The 22,810-nt window shown below is 60.6% G+C and carries 18 protein-coding genes; 9 read left to right on the top strand and 9 right to left on the bottom strand.

The window, feature by feature from the left end:
* Nucleotide 1 precedes the first annotated feature (1 nt).
* From BLO49_RS11935 to BLO49_RS11925, 3 genes are all read left to right on the top strand, one after another.
* Entirely contained in the window at nucleotides 2-979 is a 978-nt protein-coding gene (locus tag BLO49_RS11935) for an NUDIX domain-containing protein (protein ID WP_090648769.1), read from the top strand.
* A gap of 80 nt (nucleotides 980-1,059) precedes the next feature.
* Nucleotides 1,060-3,678: a beta-mannosidase gene (locus BLO49_RS11930; protein WP_220083734.1), complete on the top strand. Its 2,619-nt coding sequence runs from the start codon at nucleotides 1,060-1,062 to the stop codon at nucleotides 3,676-3,678.
* 73 nt (nucleotides 3,679-3,751) lie between these two features.
* A complete protein-coding gene (locus tag BLO49_RS11925) occupies nucleotides 3,752-5,515 on the top strand; it encodes a DUF885 domain-containing protein (RefSeq protein WP_090648766.1) in 1,764 nt (587 codons plus the stop codon).
* Nucleotides 5,516-5,522: 7 nt separating this feature from the next.
* Here BLO49_RS11925 and BLO49_RS11920 read toward each other — a convergent pair whose 3' ends face one another.
* Entirely contained in the window at nucleotides 5,523-7,046 is a 1,524-nt protein-coding gene (locus tag BLO49_RS11920; protein ID WP_090648764.1) for a tryptophan halogenase family protein, read from the bottom strand.
* A gap of 123 nt (nucleotides 7,047-7,169) precedes the next feature.
* On the bottom strand, nucleotides 7,170-10,022 hold the full coding sequence (locus BLO49_RS11915) for a TonB-dependent receptor (protein ID WP_245679002.1): 2,853 nt from the start codon (nucleotides 10,020-10,022) through the stop codon (nucleotides 7,170-7,172).
* A gap of 658 nt (nucleotides 10,023-10,680) precedes the next feature.
* On the opposite strand from BLO49_RS11915, the gene BLO49_RS11910 reads away from it, so the two are divergent.
* From BLO49_RS11910 to BLO49_RS11895, 4 genes are all read left to right on the top strand, one after another.
* Nucleotides 10,681-12,054, top strand: coding sequence for a hypothetical protein (locus tag BLO49_RS11910; RefSeq protein WP_139159680.1), 1,374 nt, complete (start codon nucleotides 10,681-10,683; stop codon nucleotides 12,052-12,054).
* Between the two features lie 17 nt (nucleotides 12,055-12,071).
* Entirely contained in the window at nucleotides 12,072-13,160 is a 1,089-nt protein-coding gene (locus BLO49_RS11905; protein ID WP_220083733.1) for a D-Ala-D-Ala carboxypeptidase family metallohydrolase, read from the top strand.
* Between the two features lie 92 nt (nucleotides 13,161-13,252).
* On the top strand, nucleotides 13,253-13,852 hold the full coding sequence (locus tag BLO49_RS11900; RefSeq protein ID WP_090648760.1) for a murein L,D-transpeptidase catalytic domain family protein: 600 nt from the start codon (nucleotides 13,253-13,255) through the stop codon (nucleotides 13,850-13,852).
* A gap of 6 nt (nucleotides 13,853-13,858) precedes the next feature.
* Nucleotides 13,859-14,896: a L,D-transpeptidase gene (locus BLO49_RS11895; RefSeq protein ID WP_090648757.1), complete on the top strand. Its 1,038-nt coding sequence runs from the start codon at nucleotides 13,859-13,861 to the stop codon at nucleotides 14,894-14,896.
* A gap of 152 nt (nucleotides 14,897-15,048) precedes the next feature.
* On the opposite strand, the gene BLO49_RS18420 is transcribed toward BLO49_RS11895, so the two are convergent.
* From BLO49_RS18420 to BLO49_RS11880, 4 genes are all read right to left on the bottom strand, one after another.
* On the bottom strand, nucleotides 15,049-15,219 hold the full coding sequence (locus tag BLO49_RS18420; protein WP_170828319.1) for a hypothetical protein: 171 nt from the start codon (nucleotides 15,217-15,219) through the stop codon (nucleotides 15,049-15,051).
* An 81-nt stretch (nucleotides 15,220-15,300) separates the two neighbouring features.
* The gene (locus BLO49_RS11890; RefSeq protein ID WP_090648755.1) at nucleotides 15,301-15,693 is read right to left on the bottom strand and encodes an OsmC family protein; all 393 of its coding nucleotides are present in this window, start codon (nucleotides 15,691-15,693) and stop codon (nucleotides 15,301-15,303) included.
* Nucleotides 15,694-15,749: 56 nt separating this feature from the next.
* Nucleotides 15,750-16,349, bottom strand: coding sequence for an NAD(P)H:quinone oxidoreductase (gene wrbA, locus BLO49_RS11885; RefSeq protein ID WP_090648752.1), 600 nt, complete (start codon nucleotides 16,347-16,349; stop codon nucleotides 15,750-15,752).
* Between the two features lie 161 nt (nucleotides 16,350-16,510).
* Complete coding sequence (locus tag BLO49_RS11880) at nucleotides 16,511-17,374, bottom strand: pirin family protein (protein ID WP_090648750.1); 864 nt, start codon at nucleotides 17,372-17,374, stop codon at nucleotides 16,511-16,513.
* Between the two features lie 113 nt (nucleotides 17,375-17,487).
* Between BLO49_RS11880 and BLO49_RS11875 the strand changes: the two genes are divergently transcribed.
* Together BLO49_RS11875 and BLO49_RS11870 are read left to right on the top strand one after the other, a co-directional pair.
* A complete protein-coding gene (locus BLO49_RS11875; protein WP_090648748.1) occupies nucleotides 17,488-18,381 on the top strand; it encodes a LysR family transcriptional regulator in 894 nt (297 codons plus the stop codon).
* 126 nt (nucleotides 18,382-18,507) lie between these two features.
* Nucleotides 18,508-19,224, top strand: a complete 717-nt coding sequence (locus BLO49_RS11870; RefSeq protein WP_170828318.1) for a FadR/GntR family transcriptional regulator — start codon at nucleotides 18,508-18,510, stop codon at nucleotides 19,222-19,224.
* A 17-nt stretch (nucleotides 19,225-19,241) separates the two neighbouring features.
* On the opposite strand, the gene BLO49_RS11865 is transcribed toward BLO49_RS11870, so the two are convergent.
* The 3 genes from BLO49_RS11865 to BLO49_RS11855 form a co-directional block, all read right to left on the bottom strand.
* Nucleotides 19,242-22,022 carry a bifunctional diguanylate cyclase/phosphodiesterase gene (locus BLO49_RS11865; RefSeq protein ID WP_090648746.1) on the bottom strand — a complete coding sequence of 927 codons (2,781 nt, stop codon included), beginning with the start codon at nucleotides 22,020-22,022 and terminating at the stop codon, nucleotides 19,242-19,244.
* Nucleotides 22,023-22,153: 131 nt separating this feature from the next.
* Nucleotides 22,154-22,552, bottom strand: coding sequence for a death-on-curing protein (locus BLO49_RS11860; protein ID WP_090648743.1), 399 nt, complete (start codon nucleotides 22,550-22,552; stop codon nucleotides 22,154-22,156).
* Entirely contained in the window at nucleotides 22,553-22,774 is a 222-nt protein-coding gene (locus BLO49_RS11855) for an AbrB/MazE/SpoVT family DNA-binding domain-containing protein (protein ID WP_090648741.1), read from the bottom strand.
* Nucleotides 22,775-22,810: the final 36 nt, after the last annotated feature.

Genomic DNA, 22,810 nt, shown 5'->3' with positions numbered 1-22,810 from the left:
GATGATCTACGAATTCCAGCATGGTGTTGTCACAGGCGCTTTCGCGCCGCCCCTGGCCGCTGATCTGGCCCGGCTGAAAGAGGCTTTCCGGCGCTGCGGACATCTTCATATCGTCCTGACCGGCACTGACCGGGCGCCGTCAACCCAGATGCCGTGGCCGGCCCATATGCGCGAGGCCATGCTGCGGGCGGCGTTGGGACCGCTGGCGGATCGGGCGGATTTCTGCCATGCGCACGATCATCTGTACCGGCCGGACCTGCAGGGAGGTGTCTGCGATCAGGTGACGGCGCTTCTACCGGAAGATGGCGGCGGCTGGCTGGGCGCGGAAGATCTGGCCCATCCACTTGCCAATTCACTGGCCGAGCCCGAAAGGGCCGAGCAGGTGCGCGCCGCGTTTCTGCGCGATGGGCCGGACGCCGTAGCGGCGCAGGTGCCAAAGGCGGTGCTGGAGATGCTGCGCGCCTATGCCGCAACGCCGGATTTTAACCGCCTGCGCGAGGAACAGCTCTATATCGATTATTACAAACTGAGTTGGGGCGTGGCGCCTTATCCGCCGATATTTGTCACCTGCGACACCCTGATCCAGCATGGCCGCCACCTGCTTCTGATTAAGCGCGGCGGTCAGCCAGGCGTGGGGCTGTGGGCCTTGCCGGGCGGGTTTGTCGAGCCGGATGAGACCCTGCTGCAATCGGCGGTGCGCGAAGTGGCGGAGGAAACGCATCTCGACCTGACACCCGCTCATATCGCCGAACATCTGGTGGCCTCGCAGGTGTTTGATTATCCGAAACGATCGGCGCGCGGCCGCACCATCACCCATGCCTTCCATTTCCGTTTTCCGGAAGGGCCATTGCCGAAGGTCGAGGCCGCCGATGACGCCGCCGGCGCGCACTGGGTCGCCATCGATGATCTGGATGCCATGTGCGGCCAGATGTTCGAGGATCACGCCGATATTATCGAGTACTTCCGGCTGGAAGTGTAGGCGAAAATCGCGTGACGCGGCGGGGGACCGTGTGTTATCCTGAATAAATATAACAAATATATTTATTCAGGGAGAAGATCATGCGCCGTAACAATCCGCACAGGCGTGCGTTGCTGAAAACATCGGGCGCCGGGCTGGGGCTGGCCCTGCTGGCCGGGCAGACAGAGGCGAAAGCGACAGCCGGGATGCCAATCGAACAGCGGATTAATACCGGCTGGCAGATGCGCCAGGCGGGCAAGGACGACTGGATTGCTGCCACTGTGCCGGGAACGGTCCATACCGATCTGCTGGCGGCAGGTCGGATTGCCGATCCCTTTTACCGCACCAATGAACGCGACCAGCAGTGGATTGACAAGGTCGACTGGGAATATCGCACGACGCTTGAACTAGATGCAAAAACCCTGGCGCACGATCATATCGAACTGGTCTTCGCCGGCCTCGACACCTATGCCGAGGTTTGGCTCAACGACGTTCTGGTGCTTTCCGCAGATAATATGTTCCGCGAGTGGACCGCCGACATAAAACCGCAGGCGAAGGCCGGTGCCAATGCCCTGCGCATCCTGTTCCGCTCGCCGATCACTGAAGGACTGAAGCGGCTCGATGCCCTGGGTTACAATCCGCCGGCGCCCAATGACCAAAGCGAAAACGGTGGTCTGGGAGAGAAACGGGTGAGCGTCTTTACCCGCAAGGCCGGGTATCACTATGGCTGGGACTGGGGACCGCGCTTCGTCACCTCTGGCATCTGGCGGCCCATCACCTTGCGCGCATGGAGCGGTGCCCGAATCAGCGATTTGCAGGTGGTGCAGGACAGTCTGACGAAGGATCAGGCGGCCCTGACGATCATGTTCGAGATCATGGCCGATCAGGCGGGGCCGGCGGTGATCGACCTCTCCAGCGAGACGGACGGGGCCATTCGGGCGCGTCAGGCGGTCACGCTCGTCAAGGGCGTCAATACGGTTCCGCTGAAGGTCGCCATAAGCAAACCGAAACTGTGGTGGACCAACGGCCTGGGTGAGGCGCACCTCTACTCCCTGACCGGCCGTGTGGTCACTGCCAGTGCCACCGACAGCCGGACCGTGACCACCGGCCTGCGCACGATCAAGATCGTTCAGACGCCGGATGCCGACGGCAGCAGCTTTTATGTCGAGTTGAACGGCGTGCCGGTTTTCATGAAGGGGGCCAACTATATCCCCAATGACAGCTTCCTGCCGCGCGTGACCAATGAGGTCTATGATCGCGTGGTGCAGTCGGCGGTCGATACCCATATGAACATGCTGCGCGTCTGGGGCGGCGGCACCTACGAAGAGGACTATTTCTACGACCTGTGCGACCACAACGGCATACTGGTCTGGCAGGATTTCATGTTCGCCTGCTCCATGTATCCGGGCGATGCCGCCTTCCTCGAAAACGTCAGGCAGGAAGCGATATATAATGTCCGCCGCCTGCGCAATCACCCGTCCATCGCTCTGTGGGTCGGCAATAACGAGATCGACGCCGCCTGGCAGAACGATGTGCCCGAAGGCGGTTGGGGTTGGAAGCAGAAATATACGCAAAGCCAGCGCGACGAGATGTGGGCGGGCTATCAGGCGGTCTTCCTCGATATCCTGCCGAAGGTGGTGGCCGAACATGACGGCCAGCGCTTTTACTGGCCGTCCTCACCGCAGGCGGCCTGGGACAAGCATTCTGATATCTCGCAACCGAAGCAATCCGGCGATATCCATTACTGGGATGTCTGGTGGGGCCAGAAGCCCTTTGCCGATTACCGCACCCATATCGGCCGCTTCATGAGCGAATACGGCTTCCAGTCCTTCCCGGAATTCAAAACGGTGCAGGCCTACACGAAGCCGGAGGATTACGACATCTTTTCGGAGGTGATGGCGGCACACCAGCGCTCTTCGATCGGCAACGGCACGATTAAGAACTACATGCAGCGCGATTATGTTGTGCCCGCGGATTTCCAGCAGTTCCTCTATGTCGGGCAGGTCCTGCAGGCCGAGGGCATCAAGGTGGCGATGGAAGCCCACCGCGCGCGTATGCCCTATTGCATGGGGTCGCTGTTCTGGCAGATCAATGACTGCTGGCCGGTCGCCTCGTGGAGCAGCATCGACTATTTCGGCCGCTGGAAGGCGCAGCAGTATTTCGCGGTGAAGGCTTTCGCGCCAGCGCTGGTGTCGCCGGTTGTGGAAGGCGACAAGGTGACGGTCACTGTGGTCAGCGATTATCTGAAGGACAGGGTGGCAACCCTCGAAATCAGGACCGTGGACTTCAAGGGCGAGGGCGGGCGCGTCCAGACCGTGCCGCTCACGCTCAAAGCCAATCGCGCTGAGGCCGTCTTTACCGGCAATGTGGCGGGCCTTTTGAATGGCCTGGCGCCGGAAAACGCCCTGCTGCACGTCCGGCTTATGGACGCGGATCAGTTGCTGTCGGAGAATATTGTCTACTTCAAGCCGGTCAAGGATCTGGCATTGCCGAAGCCCGCAATCGAAAGCCGTGTGAAGCCGCTTGAGCGTGCGGTGGCTGTCACCGTCACCTCGCCCGTACTGGTCAAGAACCTGTGCCTGGGTTTCGACGGGCATGACGGTGTGTTCAGCGATAACTTCTTCGACCTGCTGCCGGGCGAGACACGGGTCATCACCTTTACCCCGCGTGGATCGGCGCCTGTCGCCGGTGATCTCACCTTGCGGCATATGATGTCGTAACATCTGAAATAAGGAGTTGCGCATTGAGGGCGGCAACGGGCATGGTCAGTCTGACTTATGAGAGGACTTGTCCATGCCCGTTTACCGTTTTGCGCCCGCACTGTGCCTGACCATCCCTTTGATGACCACCGCCCTGCCGGCATTTGCTGGGCCATCGGACGAGCAGTTCAAGGCGATCTACACGACCGAATGGGCCTGGCGGCAATCCCTGCAACAAACCGATGAGAACAATGTCAATGCCGGGGTGGCCGCGCACCTGCCCGATGTCAGCGCGGCGGCGCAAAGCAGGCAATTGGTCTACTGGCAGGATGTGGAATCAAAGCTCGCCGCCATTGATACCAAAAGTCTTTCTGCGGAAAATCAGGTCAATTACCAGGTCTATAAGACGCAGATAGATGGACTGGTGGCCGCGAAGCAGTTCCGCGAATATGAAAAGCCGGTCAATTCCGACAGCAGCTTCTGGGCCGACCTGACCTATATCACGGAAAGCGATTTCCACACCGAGGCGGATTACCGGAACTATATCGGCCAGCTTTCCGACATGCCGCGCTATTTCGACCAGCAGATCGTCAATATGAAGGCCGGTCTGGAGCGCCATTTCACCGCGCCGCAGGTGACGCTGGAAGGCCGCGACGCCTCGATCCGCACGGTGATCGATATCAAGAAGCCGGAGGACAGCGTCTATTACAAGCCGTTCCTCACCATGCCCGCCAGTATACCGGCTGCAAAGCAGGCGGAACTGCGAGCGCTTGCGGTCAAGGCTATCAACGAGGCGGTGATCCCTGCACACAAGACCCTGCTGGCCTTTTTCGATACCGACTATGTGCCGCACGCGCAGATGGCTTTGGGCGCCAGCGAATTGCCGGATGGCGCGGCCTATTACCAGTCCAAGATCCGTGAGTTCACCACGCTGGACCTGCCGCCGGCGCAGATTCACCAACTGGGTCTCGACCAGATGGCGCTCATCCGCGCCCAGATGCTGGAGGTGATGAAAGAGGTCAAGTTTGAGGGCGACTTGCCGGCCTTCCTGGCCTACCTGCGCAGCGATCCAAAGTTCTATGCCAAAACGCCTCAAGATCTGCTCGACCGAGCTGCCTGGATCGCCAAGACCTTTGATGGCAAGGCGTCGCAATATTTCGGCCGGCTGCCGCGCTCACGCTTCGCCATCGTGCCGGTGGCGCCGGAAATCGCGCCCTATTATACCTCCGGGCGCGGCGGGCCGGGGGCCTATTATGTCAATACCTATGACCTGCCGTCGCGGCCGCTGTTCCAGCTTACGGCGCTGACCCTGCACGAATCGGCGCCGGGTCATGCCTTCCAGATGCCGCTGGCCCTGGAAAACAAGTCCCTGCCGGAATTCCGCCAGAAGACCTATATCTCGGCCTATGGCGAGGGTTGGGCACTTTATAGCGAATATCTCGGCGTCGAGATGGGCATGTATGACACGCCCTATGACCGCTTCGGCTATCTCAGCTACCAGGCATGGCGCGCCTCGCGGCTGGTGGTCGATACCGGCATTCATGCGATGGGCTGGACGCGCGAACAGGCCCGCCTGTACCTGCGTGACAATACTGCCCTGTCCGAACACGAGATCGATACCGAGGTCGACCGCTATATCTCCTGGCCGGGCCAGGCGCTTTCCTATTATCTCGGCGAAATGGCGATCCGGGATGCCCGCACGAAGGCGGAAAAGGCGCTGGGCGATAAATTCAACATCCGGGCCTTCCATGATGCCGTGCTCGAACTCGGCTCTGTGCCGCTGCCGGTGCTTACGGCCCATATCGACGCCTTTATCGCGGGCGGCGGTGTCGGCCCCTATCCGGATGAAGAGAAATAGGCTGTGTTTACACGCCCGCTTTCATGAAGCTCTCCGACGGACAATGTTTGGCGATGAATTCGGCATGGAATGGCACCTGCGCCACAACGCGCTGGATGCCTTCGCGTCGTCTCTGCATCAGGGCGCTTAAGGTTTCCAGCGGAATACGGTCGGCCAGGGGGTCGTAGGCCGCCGCGCGCAGGCCGTGGCCGTGATAGATCGAAATCCACGAGGGCTCATGGAAATGATCAAATTTGCGGATCAGCACCTCGCCGCGCCGCCTGTAGAGCTCCAGCTTCCATTGCAGGTCGTCCGGAATCGGCATGTTTGCGCAATGACGCCACAACTCGCCCTCACGGCTGTTCAGGCAGTAGTGGGCAATGATGAAGTCACGCACATAGTCATAGGAGGCCTGGTTGCGCAGATTGTATTCGTCGCGCAGATAAGGGTCGATCTCTTTGGCCGGAAACAGTTCCAGAAGCCGGATAGCCGCGTTCTGGATGAAGTTGATAGACGTTGATTCCAGCGGTTCGAGGAAGCCGGTGGCCAGCCCGACCGCGACGCAGTTCTTTTCCCAGAAGCGCTGACGATGGCCGGTTTTGAAACGGATCAGCATCGGGTCTTTCAGCGGCGGTGCATCCAGATTTTGCATCAGCGTATCGAGCGCGGCCTGTTCACTGATGTGGCTCGATGAAAAGACATGGCCGTTGCCGGTCCGGTGCTGGAGCGGAATGCGCCACTGCCAGCCGGCTTCATGGGCGGTGGAGCGGGTAAACGGCATGATTGCCGGTGAGGCGGCCTTCGCCGTCGGCACGGCCCAGGCACGATCGACCGGCAGGTAGTGGGACCAGTCGACGAACGGCACGCCCAGTGCTCCGCCCAGCAACAGCGCCCGAAAGCCGGTGCAGTCGATGAACAGGTCAGCGGTCTCGACCCGGCCATCGTCAAGGGTCAGGCTGTCGATGTAGCCGTCCTCGCCGCGCAGATTGACATTGGCGATTTTCGCATTGAGGCGGCGCACGCCGCGCTGTTCGCAATGCTGGCGCAGGAAACGCGCATAGAGGCCCGCGTCGAAATGAAACGCATAGGAATAGTCGTGCATCGGCGAGCGCGGGTCGGGATTGGGCGGAAAGAACTTGCCCGCATATGCCATTTGCGTGCCGACGCTGTAGGCTTCCAGCGGTGTATGGTCGCCCGCCAAATTGAGCCGGCGCCAGATCTGGTGCGCGGCAAGGCCTTCGTGCGTGCCGCCGTAATCACCGAACGGGTGGAAATACCGGTTGCCTTCATGCCCCCAGCCCTGAAACTCGATGCCGAGTTTGAAGGTGGCTTCGGTGGCGCGGATGAAGCTGCGCTCATCAATGCCGACATGTTCATTGAACAGGCGGATGGTCGGGATGGTGGCTTCACCGACACCGATCGTGCCGATGTCCTCCGATTCGATCAGCAGGATTTCGACATCCTGAGCCAGGCTCGTGCGCAGGGCAGCAGCGGTCATCCAGCCGGCCGTGCCGCCGCCGGCGATAATGATCTTGCGGATAGGTTCGGCCATTCTGTTTTCCCGGTTCACTGGTCCTGTCTTATAGCAGCAAAAGCAGGGGCTGACATAAAAAGCCCCTCCCGGCAGGGCCGGAAGGGGCAGGCAGAAGCAAACTTCGGGGAGAAGCTGCCGTCTTTAGAACAGGCCGCGCAGGACGACCGAGATACGGCGGTCGGTCTTGATGGCCGAGTACCACTGGGTTTCCAGCGGGGCGGTGAGATCGCTCGATACCAGTTGGGTTGTGGTCGAGTGCGTCAGGTTCACGGCCTGAACACCGATCTTGTAGTTCGGGTTGATCGTGTAGAAGATCGAGCCGTCGAGCTGGCCGTAATCATCCGCCCACAGTGGACGGTTCACGTTGGCCGCCGAGGTGGTGTAGAGGTACTTCGAGCGCCAGTTATAGGCCAGACGTGCCGAGATACCGTACTTTTCATACATCAGAGCGACATTGTAGCTGTCCGGCGACATGCCTTCCAGCGGCAGGGCGTTGAGGGCGCTGCCATCGACCGATCCGGAGTTACGACCGCCCGAAGAGTCGATGTGCGTATAGTTGGCCTGCATACCCAGGCCGTTGAACGGCGCCGGCAGGAAGTCATAGAATTGCTGGTAAGCAACTTCGAAACCATCGACCTTGCCATCGACCGTGCCATTGAAGCGGCGGGCGACAGCGAAATCGAGCGTGACGCCATTGTTGGTGTAGGTCTCGGTCTGTGTGCCGTTATAGATGTAGTTCGACAGGTCCTTCTTGAACAGGTCCAGCGTGAGGCTGCCGGTCGGGGCGAAGTACCATTCGGCCGTCAGGTCATACTGGTTGGCTTCGATCGGCTTGAGGTTTGGATTGCCGCCTGTGCCGGTCAGGGTGTAGGCCGTCAGCGCACCGCCTGTATCGAGCGTGAAGCTGGAACCCAGCGAGGTGTATGGGCTCAGCCAGGCGAGATCTGGGCGGACAATGCCCTTCGAGGCGGCAAAGCGGAACTGCAACTGATCGTTCCACTTCAGGCGGACGTTCAGGCTCGGCAGGGTGTTGGTGTATTCGTTACTGCCGGAATAGTTCTGCAGGAAGCCGCCATTGGCAAACGCGAAGACATTATTATAGACATCGCAGTTGGCGGTACAGGGCTGTGCTGTGGTCGGTGCGGCCATGTAGATGTAGCTTTGGCCATCGACCTGCGTCTTGACGACACGGACGCCGACATTGCCATCAAGAACATGGCCGTCTACGTCGCCGCCGAACTTTAGGTTGACGTAGGCGGCGGTGGTCTTCTCGTTTTGTGAGTTGAGGCCATTGCCGTTGGTGCCGCCTGTGAAGTCGGTGAGCGGTGACCAGCCCCAGCCGGCTGTCTCCGTCGCCTTGAGCAGATCATAGGTATGGGCCGTGCCCTGATTGACGACCGAGGCTTCCGGGAAGATGACGCTGCCTGGAACCGGCACGTCGCCGTTCATGAAGTTGCTGAAATCGCGCAGTTCATAGGTGCCCGAACCGGTATCCGAGGTATAGACCGGGGTGCCGCCGCCCCAGTACTGGTGGCTCAGCAGGCTCCAGTTATAGGTGGACTGGCGGGTGATGTAGTCCTTGTCCGTCGAGCGGACGCCGAACTTAAAGCTCTTGAGCCAGCCGGAATCGATCTGGTATTCGCCGTCGATACGCGCGGCCAACTCATTGCCGTGGTTCTTTTCGATATGGTCCATCGCGGCCGCCCACCAGTAGGTGGACGCATCCGTGGTGGTATTGGGCTCTGAAATGCCGATCACCGGCAGGTCGCCGCTGATATCGATCGAGGCATCGACCTTGTTGGCGATCTGCAGGAAGGCCGTATTCGACAGCACCGTGGCCATGGAGCGGACATACTGGACGTCGCCGGCCAGGGTCAGCTTGTCATTGACGTTCCAGCGGGCGTGCAGCGAAACGTCGGTGGTTTCGTTGTGGTCTTCGCCGTAGCGGGTGTTGGAAGTAATGCCGGCATTCTTGACGGTGCCGCTCTTGAATGCGCCATTGGCATCGTACTGGTAGGTGGCCATGGAGTCGACAGAGGTGAACTCGCCGCTGTCGTTATAGAAGCCGACATTGTATTCGGTGTTCTTCGGTTCCGCCTTGGCGTCCAGAACGGACAAGGTGAACTCCAGATCGTCGCTCGGACGCCATTGCAGGGCGCCGTTGATTGCCGTGCGCTTTTGGTTCCAGTCGATGGTGCGCCAGCCCATGGTGTTGGGCACAAGAACTGAATCACCGCCAGCCGTCGTCGCGGCATTATAGCGGTCGACGGCGATGACGTTCGTCATATTGCCTTCGCTGACCAGCGAGTAGTTCAGCAGGGCGCCGACTTCACCGATCGAGGTGTTCCAGCGGTTGGAATAAAGCGCGCTGAGCGAATAGTGGTTTTTCTTTTGCAGGTCGCCCTGAGTGGCGTCCGCCGTGAAGGCGATGACCGGCTTCTTGGAATCGAAGGGCAGGCGGGTGCGCAGGTTGACCGTGCCGCCGATGCCGCCTTCGATCATGTCGGCGGAGGGGTTCTTGTAGACGTCGACGCCGGCCAGCAGGTCGGACGACACGTCGCCCCAGGAGAGGCCGCGGCCGTTCTTGGCGGAGAAGATGTCGCGGCCGTTGGTTTCCGAACGGACCCAGGCCAGGCCGCGGATTTCGACGCCACCGGCTTCCGCCGTCATGCGGATAGGGTCATTGGCTTCGGCGGCGCGCTGGATGGTGACGCCGGAAATGCGCTGCAGGGCATCGGCCACCGAGCGGTCGGGCAGGGCGCCGATATCGACGGCGGTGACCGAATCCACGATCACGTCCGAGTCCTTCTTGATCTTTTGCGCGCTCTTGAGCTGGGCGCGCTGGCCGGTCACGATGATGACCGTATCGTCGGCCGGGGCAGCGGCCGGCGCGGCATCTTGGGCATAAGCGAATGTGCCAAGGGCCAGCGTACTGAGAACGGCCATGGAGGCGGTTCCCATCAGCAGACCCAGTTTCTTTTTAGTCGTCGTCATTAAAACGTCTCCCTGGAGTGAACGGCCGCGCGCTTTCCGAACGCGGCATATGCAAAACTGACAAGATGGGAGAGACGGACCACGGCGCTGGCGACCGCGTGCCTATAAAACATTGTTTAAATGTAAAAACGCTGTAACGTGACATTAAGGCCCGTATGAGCGTTTCGCCAATCCTTACGTTCTTTCCCAACTTGTTTGATACGATACTCGCCGGCGGACTCGGTGTGTGCGCCGAGGGCCTTGGGTCCGTATTCCTGATAACGCTATCATAGGGTCTGACAACGTTGCCAGGTTTTATTGATCACTTGTACTATAAATAGGGTGCGTGATAGCAAAAATGCCACAGAAGTCGTTGAAATGGCATAAATTTTTTTATGTATGATAAATACGCGGCGTGAAATTTTAGAATTAAAAAGTTTGTTACAGGCAAAATATTTAATGTCCGTATTGTGACTGTCCATTTTCGATTTCCGGATAATGGATGGAGCCGCGCCTGACGCACTGGCTCGAATCTGTGGCAAAAAATGCGCATGACGGCGTTATTCCGCGCCCTTAAGGGGCCGCTGGCGTCCTTGAGATTGCACTTTGGTTAATTTAGGTTAACCCTGTTATTCGGGCTGGTTGCCAAAAGGGCATATGATAAGGCAGGGGGTTGCGCGTGGGTTCGTTGTTGCCTGACTCGATCGACGTGGCGGCGGGGCTGGTCTTCGTCTACCTGCTGATGAGCCTGCTGACCACCGTAGTGCGCGAAGCCATAGAAGGCTTCATGAAGCGCCGGTCGCGCAACCTGGAAAAGGGGCTGATCGAGTTGCTGTGCGATCATCCGCCGCAAAATGTTTCGAACAAAGGCGCCGTCGTCAAGGCCGATGCCAGTGGCTACGAACTGCTGAAGAATTTCTACGATCACCCGCTGACCATGTCGCTTTATCGCGGCCGTTACACCATTCCGCCGAAGCGCAGCTTCTTCCAGGGCAAGAACCTGCCCTCCTATATTCCCAGCAGCCATTTCGCCTTCGTAGTGCTTGACCTGCTGGCGGACAGTGGCGGCCAGAATGCAGAGGGCAGCCTCGATCCGAATGCCATCCTCACCGCCAGCCGCAACCTGCCCAATGCCAGGCTGTCGAAAATGGTCCAGTTCGCCATCAACAATTCGGCCGGCGATATCGACAAGGCGCGGATGTTTCTGGAGAACTGGTACAATGCCACCATGGATCGCGTTTCTGGCTGGTATCGCCTCGAAACCCAGACCCTGATCTTCTGGCTGGCCCTGGTCACCTGCGTCATCCTCAATGTCAATACGGTGGTGATTGCCCAGAGCCTCTATCTCAGCCCGTCCTTACGCAAGGCGGTCGAGGCGTCGTCGGAGACCTATTACAAGGAAAAGGCCAGCGCCCACAGCGACGCCTCGCAGCTTATGCCCGATTCCGGCAAGAACCCCTTGAGCGCGCTCGACCTGCCCCTGGGCTGGAACGACACCACTATCGACACCATGAACCACCTGTTCCGCTTCTGCGACAGTCCCGGCGACGCCACCTATACGCCGGGTAACTGCCGCACCACGGAAATCCCGGTGACGCCCATGCCGGACTGGTCGAAAGGCAGCTTCACAGCCAATCTGAGCCAAAGCTGGCGCAATATTTCCGAACGTACCGTCAATCTCTATCGCGGCACACCTTCGCTGGGCGACAATGCCCTGTTCAATGTCCTGCCGCTGATCTCATTGATCGCGGGATGGCTGATGACCGCCTTCGCCGTGACGCTGGGCGCGCCTTTCTGGTTCGACATCCTGGCCCGGCTGATGACGGTGCGCTCGACCCTGAAGCCCAAGGATGGCGGCAGCGGGGTGACCGGATCGGACGGCCTGGCCTCCCTGATGAACGCGTTCAAGCCGGCGGCGGACAATACCGGCACCTCGCAGGTTACGCCGCAGCTTGGCTATCAGCCGTCTCTCGTGGCGTCTGCCGGTAATGCGCCGGACGACCTGGCCGCTCTGCGCGCGCTCGATCCCGACCAGCGCCCGCGCGACGACTGACGGGTAAGGGGGCACGCATGACCATCATCACGCCTGAGCGATTGAAGGCGCTGTCACCCTCTATCCGTGACGATCGGGCGCTGGCCTATGCCCCGGCTCTGGAAGCCTGCCTGGCACTGGGCAATATCACGTCGCGTCAGCGCCTCGTCCATTTTCTGGCGCAACTGGCGCACGAAAGCGCCGGTTTCCGGGCCTTGAAGGAAAACCTGAACTACCGCCCGGACGTTTTGCTGGCCGTCTTCCGCAGTCGGGTCCAGACCATCGAAAAGGCCAATGAACTGGTCGCCGCAGGCCCTGACGCCATCGCCGAATTCGTCTATGGCAACCGGCCGTCGCTCGGTAATGTCAATCCCGGTGACGGGGCAAAATATATCGGCCGCGGCTTCATCATGATCACCGGGCGCAGCAACTACGCCACCTATGCCGCCCTGATCAACCAGCCCTTGCTCGACCAGCCGGAATTGCTGGAGAACCCGCTCTATGCGGCGCAAGGGGCGGCGGCCTTCTGGAAACAGACCGGCTGCAATGCCAAGGCCGATGCCGACGACGTCGAAGGGGTAACCCGCATCGTCAATGGCGGGGTCAACGGCCTGGAAGACCGCAAAATCTGGCTCGACAAGGCCAGGGCCGTCTTTCCGGCGCTGGACGTGCCCGCCGAACCTGCGCCGCCGGCCAATGGCTTTGCCCAGTATTTCACGCTCGACGAACTGACCCATACGGAGCACCGCAATATCGACAATACGCCGTCGCCGGAAATGGTGGAAACCCTGAGGCAGACCGCGCAACAAATGGACCGGGTGCGCACGCTTCTGGGCAAGCCGATCCGGGTTAACAGCGGCTACCGTTCGCCGGCGCTTAATGCCGCCGTCGGCGGGGCACCCAACAGCGCCCATATGAGCGGCTATGCGGTCGATTTCGTCTGTCCGGGCTTCGGCACGCCACTGCAAATCTGCCAGAAGATCATCGCCAGCGATATCCGCTTCGATCAATTGATCCAAGAAGGCACCTGGGTGCATATCTCCTTTGATCCGCGCCTGCGGATGCAGCAACTGACGGCCACCTTCACGGCCGCAGGCACACAGTATTCCAGCGGCTTCACAGCCTGACCGGCGATTGTCGGGTGGCCGGGGTGGCGACCCATCAAAGCCACATTATGTAGGTAGTGAAAAAAGACCATTTTCGTATTAAGGTATCCAGTATGCGTAGTCGCCGTCATTTTATGTCCCTCGCCCTGTCCGCCGGCGCCGCCAGTCTGATCGTGCCGCGCGCCCACGCGGCCACGCCAGGCGGCCCATCCCCGCAATTGCTGGCCAGGGCGCGCCAGGCTTTGCTGAGCCACGGCGACCGGGTTGATCACACCGACCTGATGGGTATTGCCGATTTCTCGCAGCCCTCGCATGAGCCGCGCTTCCATATTCTCAATCTGTCCGATGGCCGTACACAGTCCTTCCTTGTCGCCCACGGCAAGGGGTCCGATCTCAACCATACGGGCTGGCTCCAGCGTTTTTCCAATGATCCCGGTTCAGAAGCCACTTCCGAAGGCAGCTATCTGACCGGCGATACCTATGTCGGCAAACATGGCCTTTCGCGCCGGCTGGAAGGGCTTGACCCGCAGAACAACAATGCCTTCAGCCGTGCCATCGTCATTCACGGCGCCTGGTATGTCAGCCCGGAAATGATCGCCACGACCGGTAAGCTGGGGCGCAGCCAGGGATGCCTGGCCTTTTCCGAGACCGATCGCCAGACCGTGATGGACCGTCTGGGCGCCGGTCGTCTCATCTATGCCGGAAAGGCGTAACGCAACATGAAGCTCTTTTCCGCTCTTGGCCTTTCCGTCCTTATGCTCGGTATGTCCGGGCAGGGTCTGGCCGAGACCGCGAAAAAGTCTTCCTCGATCGAGCTCGCCTATGCCGCGCAGGCGCTGAAACCGGGTGAGTGGGTCTGGGCGCCGGAAATTGCACCCACCGGCCCGGTCATGATCTATGTCGATCTCTCCCGCCAGATCGCCACCATCTATCGCAATGGCGTGCGCATCGGGGTGACGACCATCTCCAGCGGCAAGGATGGCCACGAGACCCCGACCGGTGTCTTCACCATCCTGCAAAAGGATATCGACCACCACTCCAATCTCTATGACGACGCGCCCATGCCCTTCATGCAGCGCCTGACCTGGAGCGGCGTGGCGCTTCATGCCGGCAACCTGCCCGGTTATCCCGCCAGCCACGGCTGCATAAGACTGCCCTATGCCCTGGCGGAGAAGCTGTTCACCATTACCAGCCTGGGCATTACGGTTATCGTCAACGAAGTGGATTCCGTACCCATGCGCATGACGGGCGGCGATCTCCTGTTGCCGGTTGACGCCGTGGGCGCGGCTCTGCCTTCCGAAGGCGCCTTACCAGTCTCGGCGGATTATGAATGGCATCCGGAACGCGCGCCGCAGGGCCCCGTGACCATCATCATTTCCCAGGCCGATAACCGGATCATCGTCATGCGGTCAGGGGTCGAAATCGGCCGGGCGCGTATTTCCATGCCGGCGCGCGATTTCGAGAGCCATGTCCTGACCCTGACGATCACGAAATCGGGTGAAAGGCAGTGGATCTTCGCCAGCCTGCCGGGGCGCGAGGACGAGGCCGGCAAACCGCTCGACAGCGCCATATCGAACGAGGTGCAGATACCGAAGCCGTTTGCCGATGCCCTGTCGGCCATATTGAAAACCGGCGACACCGTGTTTGTGACGCCGGCCGTCAGCAATCTGGAAACGACGGGTGAAGTGCTGACCATCATGGAAGGCGATTTGCCCACGGGCGACCAGATCCCGCCCGGCCTGCGTATCCAGAAATGACCTGTCCGCGATGGGGCGTATCAGATTGCTATCGAATCTTTACAACATTTCCTGTTTCATGGAACTCGGACATCATTCCCCTGTGTCCTTCCCTGAACTTTGACCCTGAACGTCTGCGTCCGGCACACCAAACCGGACGCTTTTTTTCAGCATCAGTGCGGGCGGCTGGTTGTCAGCCGCAGCTTCGAGGCCAGGTCGATCAGTTGCGCCGTGCTCATCGGTCCGCGGCCGTCGACCTGCCACAAGGGCGATGATTTCAAGGGATTGATGGTAAAGCCGGCATCGCGCAGGCCCTCCACAAGTCTGGTAACCGCTTCCGTCATTTGCCCAGCCTCCATACTCAACTGAGAAATGGTTAACATGAGTCGCGCGTTTGGCGAATAAGGCCAGGGATACCGTTCCGGTCAGGCGTCCCGCAGAGTGGTGGCGATGGTCAGGCCCTGCTTCAGCGTCTTGGTCACCGGCGTACGTTCCGTCACCTGGAGCAGGCGTTCGCGCTGTCCCGGCGTCAGGTCGCCGTCGAGGGTGACCACCCGGTCGATGATTTCCTTTTCGCCGTCGCGGTAGAAGTGCAGGGCGACATCGACCGCCTTCAGCGGCCAGCCCTTGTGATCGGCATACATGCGCAGGGTAATGGCGGTGCAGGACGCGAGAGCCGACAGCAGGAAATCATAGGGGGCCAGGCCGGCATCCTGGCCGCCGTTATCGGCGGGTTCGTCGGCGATCAGTGTTCGGCCGGCGACATGAAGCGTGGTGGCGTATTGATCGGTGCCGATATGGGCGGTGGCGCGGGCCATTTGGGTCTCCTGAGAATAAAGGGCCGCCCGTGTGCGGGCGACCCTTTCATACCATATCAGCCGTGCAGCTTAATGGCCGTTTCGGCAATCTTGCGGCCCTGATAACGGGCGCCGGTCAATTCGTTTTCGCTCGGCTGGCGCGAACCGTCGCCGCCGGTGATGGTCGAGGCGCCGTAAGGCGAGCCGCCGGTGATCTCATCGAGCGTCATCTGGCCGGCGTGGCCGTAATCCATGCCTACGACGGTCATGCCGAAATGCAGCAGGGAGGTGATGATGGAGAACAGGGTGGTTTCCTGGCCGCCGTGCTGCGTGGCTGTAGACGTGAAAGCGCCGCCGACCTTGCCGTGCAGGGCGCCGCGCGCCCACAGACCGCCGGCCTGATCCCAGAAGGCGGCCATTTGCGAGGCCAGGCGGCCAAAGCGCGTGCCGACACCGACGATGATAGCGTCATAGTTTTCGAGATCGGCAACCGTGGCGATCGGGGCTTCCTGATCGAGCTTGAAATGCGCCGCCTTGGCCACTTCCAGCGGCGCGGTTTCGGGCACGCGCTTGATATCGACCTGCGCACCCGCTTCGCGGGCGCCTTCGGCCACGGCCTTCGCCATGGTTTCGATATGACCGTAGGAAGAATAATAGAGAACGAGAACCTTAGCCATTTGAGTCATCCTTACTGATAAGCTGGAGAAGAGGGGGAGGAGGGTAGGAAATTCCAGGCCAGCCATGGCCTGGCAAGGGCAAGGCCCGCCGCCCCATCGAAGCGTGCTACCGCTTCGCTGCTTGAGCACAGTGCGGCGAGCCTGCGCGGCCTATGAGCGCATTAAGATATCTTTCCCATGCGGCCGGCGTAGTAGTCGCGGACGGCGCGTTCGAGTTCGTCAATGGTGTTCATGACGAACGGGCCATGGCGGACGATCGGCGCATCGAGCGGATCGCCGCCAACAAGGAGGATTTCGCTGTCCTGATCGGTGGTGAGCGTGACAGCATCGCCGTCGCCGAAGCGGACCAGTTCACCGGGAGAAACGGCCTGGCCGGCAACCACGGCCGCGCCGGTCATGACGTAGAGCGCCAGTTCGCGGGCATGGGTTTCCAGGGTGATCCGGCCGCCGGCTTTCAGCGAGGCGTGGATAACAGTCGGCGTGCCGAAGCTTTCGAGCGGCCCCGTAACGCTATTGACATGCCCCGCGACGACGCGCGCTGTGGCCTTGTCACCGTGGACGACGGGGATTTCACCTGCGGTAAAGTGGCGGTAAGCCGGATCGTCGTGCTTACGGCCCTTCGGCATGTTGAGCCAGAGCTGGATGCCGTGATTGCGGCCGCCGGTGCGCTGAATTTCGGCATCGGGGCCTTCGTCATGGATGATGCCGCGGCCGGCGCGCATCCACTGCACTTCGCCCGGCTGCATCACGCTCATATTGCCAAGGCTGTCCTTGTGGATGCTGCGGCCTTCAAGCAGCAGGGTCAGGGTTTCGATCCCGGCGTGCGGGTGGGCCGAAGCGCCCTTGGCCTCGCCGGGCAGGAATTCGATCGGGCCGAAATGATCCAGGAAGATGAACGGACCTATGGCCTCATAAGCCTTGGAAGGGATGGCGCGGCGCACTTCGAAGCCGTCACCCTCCAGGGTGCGGAAAGCCGTATGTACGGTGGTGATCGAGCGATCTTTTTGTGCGGTCAGGGTGGTCATTGCGACAATCTCCTCGAACAAGGTCGTTTCCTTGTCGGTGAGTGATCTTCTATGCCTTGCGATCTGTTCTGAAAATCCATATAATATTGAACAAACTTTTCGGAATTTTAGAAATGTCTGATCCCGGCACACCCACGCTCGACCAGTTGCAGATTCTGCTTTGCGTGGTGGAGACAGGCAGCTTCGCCGCCGCGGCGCGCCGGCTGAACCGCGCCACCTCGGCGATCACCTACGCCATCGACAATCTCGAATTCCAGCTTGGTCTGCCGATTTTCGACCGCGTGGGGACGCGAAAGCCCGAACTCACAGAAGTGGGCCGGGCCGTACTGGCCGAGGCGCGCACTGTAACGCACGGCGTCGATATCCTGCGCGCCAGGGTGAAGGGGCTGCTGGAAGGGCTGGAGGCCGAGGTCTCGGTGGCGGTGGATGTCATGCTGCCGACGGCGCGGCTGGTCGATGCCCTGCAGGCCTTTCAGGCCGCCTTTCCCACCATTCCCCTGCGCCTGCATGTCGAGGCCCTGGGCGGTATCACCCAACTGGTGACCGGGAAGACGGCGGTGATCGGCATCAGCGGACCGCTCAACACCTCGGTCGAGGGGCTGGATCGCCGCCATATCGGCGCGGTGAAACTGGTGCCGGTGGCGGCGCCCTTTCATCCGCTGGCCCATACCGGGCGCAAGGCGCCGGGCGAGGCCCGCAATCATATCCAACTGGTGCTGACGGACCGGTCGCCACTGACAGCCGGCCAGGATTTCGGCGTCATTGGCGTCAAGACCTGGCGGCTGGCCGATCTGGGCTCCAAACACGCCCTGCTGCTGGCCGGTGTCGGCTGGGGCTCCATGCCCGAATTCATGGTGCGCGGCGATCTGGAGGCCGGGCGCCTGGTCGCACTCAACCTGCCGGACTGGCCGGTCAATGAATATGACATGCACGCCATCTACCGCACCGATACGCCGCCCGGACCGGCCGCGCAGTGGCTGATAGAGCGCTTCGCGGCGCAAACCTGAGGTGATTATGTTAGCGCTATCAATGACTTGCCGTGATGTCGGCGGTTGATCGCAATTTGAGGTGACAAACGCAATTTTGCCAATTAAATTAAAGGCATAACGAACGAAAAAATCGGGAAAACGCACATGCGGCACATGCCGGGGGTAAGCCTCACCTATTCGCTGGTCGAAAAACTGGGGCAGGCCATCGTAGTCGGGGAATACGAACAAAGCGGTTTCCCGACCGAGGCCGAGCTGTGCATCGCCCACAATTCCAGCCGCACCGTCGCCCGCGAAGCCGTCAAGATGTTGACGGCCAAGGGGCTTTTGACCTCGCGCCCGCGTCAGGGCACGCGCGTCGAACCTGTCAGCCACTGGAACCTGCTCGATCCCGATGTTACGCGCTGGATGACCGAACGGCCCTATTCGCACAAGATTTACCGTGACCTGTCGGAGGTGCGGCTGGCCATCGAGCCGATCGCCGCGTCACTGGCGGCGAAACGCGCCACCAGGGCCGATATCAGGGCCATTCGTGCGGGGCTGAACGGGATGCGCGATGATGCCGATCATCATGATCTGGCGCTGCTGGCGGATATCGATTTCCACGTCGCCATTCTTCAGGCGTCCGGCAATCCCTTCATCATCCAGCTCAGGGAACTGATCCATACGGCCCTGACCATATCGATTGGCCTGACCAACCGGATTGCCGGCCACACGGCCAGTATTCCGGCTCACGAAGCGGTATTGCTCGCCATCGAGGCCGGCCAGCCGGCCGTGGCCGAACGTGCCATGCGGGCGATCATTTCAGAGTCTCTGGAGATGGTGGATTCGATGCAGCCGGAAGGTGAAACCGCCGCGCAATAGTCCAGTCAGACCGTAACTCAGGCCGCTTTGACCGCGCCGATGAATTCCACCGGGCGGCCCAGCAGGTAGCCCTGCGCTTCTTCGCAGCCTTCCTCGCGCAGCAGGCCCAGTTGTGCCTCGGTCTCGACCCCTTCGGCCAGCACCGGTATCTCAAGCGACTTGCCGAGGGCCAGGATGGCCCGGACAATGGCGCGCGCCTGGGCGCTTTTGTCGGCTTCCATCAGGAAGGAGCGGTCGATCTTGATCTTATCGAATGGGAAGGAGTTGAGCGTATCCAGCGAGGCATAGCCGGTGCCGAAATCATCGATGGCAATGGTAACGCCCATGGCCTTGATCTGGCGCAACTGGTGCAGGGCGTGGATCTTGTCGCCGATAATGGTCGATTCGGTGATTTCCAGTTCGAGGCGCGAAGGCGAAAGGCAGGTTTCGACCAGCACCTGCCGCACCGTTTCGATCAGACTGGCATCATTAAGCTGGACCGGCGACAGGTTGACGGCGATCTTGAGGTCATTGCCCCAGCCGGCGGCTTCGCGGCAGGCCGTGCGCAGCACCCAGGCGCCGATCTCGACAATGGCGCCGCTCTCTTCGGCGACGGAAATGAAATCCATGGGCGACACAAAACCGCGCACCGGATGCTTCCAGCGGATCAGAGCCTCATATCCAGTGATCTCACCGCTCACGACCGATTGCTGGACCTGGTAGAACAGCCGGAATTCCTCATCCTTGAGCGCGCGCTTCAGATCCTTGGCGATGGCGTTGCGCTCGCGCGCCGCCTCGTCCATGGCGGCGTCATAATAGCACAGCGATCGTCCGGTGATCGTCTTGGCGCGCTGCATCGAAAGGTCGGCGTTATTGAGCAGGGCTTCCCGCGTCTGTCCGTCCTGCGGATAGATGCTGACGCCCATATTGATGGTGAGGACGATATCTTCGTCGCCGATGCGAATGGGCTCGCAGGTACAGTCATAAAGCTTTTGCACCGCCTCGCGCAGGTCTTCGAGACGTTTGAAGCGGCGCATGGAATTGAACTCATCGCCGCCGAAACGCGCCACCAGGCGGCCATCGACATGGGCGTGATCGACCAGTCGGGTGGCCAGCTTTTTCAGCACTTCGTCACCGGCCTCGTGACCGAGGCGGTCATTGATTTCCTTGAACTGCGCGATATCGAAGGCCACCATGCCGAGATATTCGCCATTCTGCGCGGCGCGGGCCAGTTCAATTTCGAAAGCGTCGTTGAAGTGGGTACGGTTGGGCAGGCCGGTCAGGGCATCGTGGCGCGCCAGATGCTGGATGCGCGCTTCGGAGGCGCGGCGCTCGGTAATGTCTTCGAACGTCGAGACCCACCCGCCATCGGCCATCGGTCTGTGTGAAATGGACATGACCCGACCGGGAAAATAGTCCGAGACAAAGGTGCCGCCACTCGGAAGGGCGATCAGTTCCCGATGGCGGGCATGAAAGGCTTCTATGACACTGTCGTCAAGGACGGTATCATCGCGCTGGCTCAATATAGCAACAAGAAGGGTGCGGAAGCTGACGCCCGGCTGCACAAGGTTTTCATCCAGATTATAAAACTCAATGAAACGGCGGTTGGCCAGAATGAGGCGTTCATTACGGTCGAACAGGCATAAGCCCATAGGCATGTTGGACAAGGCGGCGTCGAGGTTTCGCGCCGAAGTCTTCACAGCGTCTTCGGCCGCCTTGCGTTCGGTGATTTCGTGGGTGATGTTGGCGAAACCCAGCAGCTTGCCTTCGCCGTCGCGGAGGGCGCGCAGCAGGGTCTGGCCCCAGAAAAGCTTTCCATCGGCGCGGCGGGCGGGGCCTTCCAGTTCGGCGCGGCCTTCAAGCTCGGCCTGTTTCAGGGCCTCGCGGTAGCGGACGGGGAAGTCCGCATCGACCGCGCAGACATCGGCATAGATCCGGCCGGTAATGTCCTCGACAGGATAGCCGTTATTGCGGCCGCTGCCGGCATTCCAGTCGGTGACGCGGCCCTGCGGATCGAGCAGGAAGATCGCGGTATCTTCCAGCCCCTCCAGCAGGATACGGAAACGGCGGTTGCTCTCATCGCGCATCAGGTCGAGTTTGCGCCCGGAAATGACGGCGAAGGCGCACAGGGTCAGGACAGCGATGGCGGCCATGGTGATGGTCAGCGACATCGAACCGGGTGACAGCATCAGGCCGCTGGCCGTGCGGGCAGGGTCGGGCTGCACGGTGACCGCGCCCATGGCGGTAAAGTGATGCGACACGATGGCCAGGACGAGCAGCAGCGGGGACAGGCGTGCGGCCCAGCGGTGCTGGGTGGCGTGGCTGATGGCCCACATGGCGATGGCGCCAAAGGCTATTCCCAGAAGGATCGACAGGGTTACCAGGTCAGGCGCCCAGAGGACGCGGCCGGGCAGGTCCAGCGCCATCATGCCGAGATAATGCATGGAGGCGATGCCGGCGCCAAGTACAGCGCCGCCCACCAGACTTGAATATCTGAAACTCCGGCTGATGCCGACCTCGACGCCGCCGGCGGTGATGCCCATGGCGCAGAACAGAGACAAAACGGTCAGGCGCAGGTCATAACCGGTTGCGACGCCCGAATTATAGGCCAGCATGGCGATGAAATGCGTGGCCCAGATACCGAAACCGCCGGCGGCGCCGGCCGTCAGCACCCAGTGCATCCGCTGCGCGCCGGAAGTGGACTGGGCGCGTTCAATGGTCAGGACGGCGACAACAGAAGACAAAATGCAGACGGCGGCGGCCAGAAAGACCAGCTTCCAGTCATGCTGATCCTTTAAGCAGTAAAGAATTCTATACATTTGTACCACCGAATTGCCGCCGGCATTTTACCGGTCGTTGAGCGCTTCCATGCCCGTTTTACAGGCATATATCGGTAAGTATGGCGCAATATGATTGTAATGACGTTAACTTGTCCGACGAAATACAACAGTCACGCCGTGACCATTGCCTGCGGTGTAATATGGCCGCGTATCCAGCTTGCGAAAGCTTCGGCGCTCAGCTCGCCATTGCCGACAACCATAAAACCAAGAAAGCAGGTCGTGTCGTCGGCGCCGAGCCGGCTGCTATTGAGTGACAGGAAGAGTTCCGTTGCAATCAGTGCGGTCGACAGATTGGCGTCATGAAACAACTGGTCGTGGGCCAGCGTATAGCCATAGCAGGCGGCCAGGCTGGCCAGGTCGGTTGAGGTGCTGTCATTCAGGGCATGGGCACGGGCGTGCATGATCCTTATCGGGCTGAGTTCGCGCAGGCCCGCCTGGCCGCCATGTTCGGCCACCAGTTCGGCCTGTATCGCCTCGATCACCCCTTCCTGGATCAGGACGAACGGCATCTATTTCGCCAGTTCATGAACGGTATTGCGGCGTTTTCTCATCAGGTCGCGCGCTGTCTGCATCTGTTCGGCGAAGGCGGGATCGTAGGGCGACAGGCGGTAGCCCTCTGACGTTTCCGTCAGAAACACGGAATCGCCCTTGTCGAGTTTCAGGCGGGTCAGCAGGTCGCGCGGCAGGATGACGCCCAGCGAATTGCCGATCCGGGTAATTTTCAGTTCCATGGCCGCCTCGGAGGTGATGTCCGTGTCACCTTAGCC

This window comes from Asticcacaulis taihuensis (assembly GCF_900100255.1).
Classification (GTDB): Bacteria; Pseudomonadota; Alphaproteobacteria; order Caulobacterales; family Caulobacteraceae; genus Asticcacaulis; species Asticcacaulis taihuensis.
This window is presented reverse-complemented; position numbering and strand designations above follow the sequence as displayed.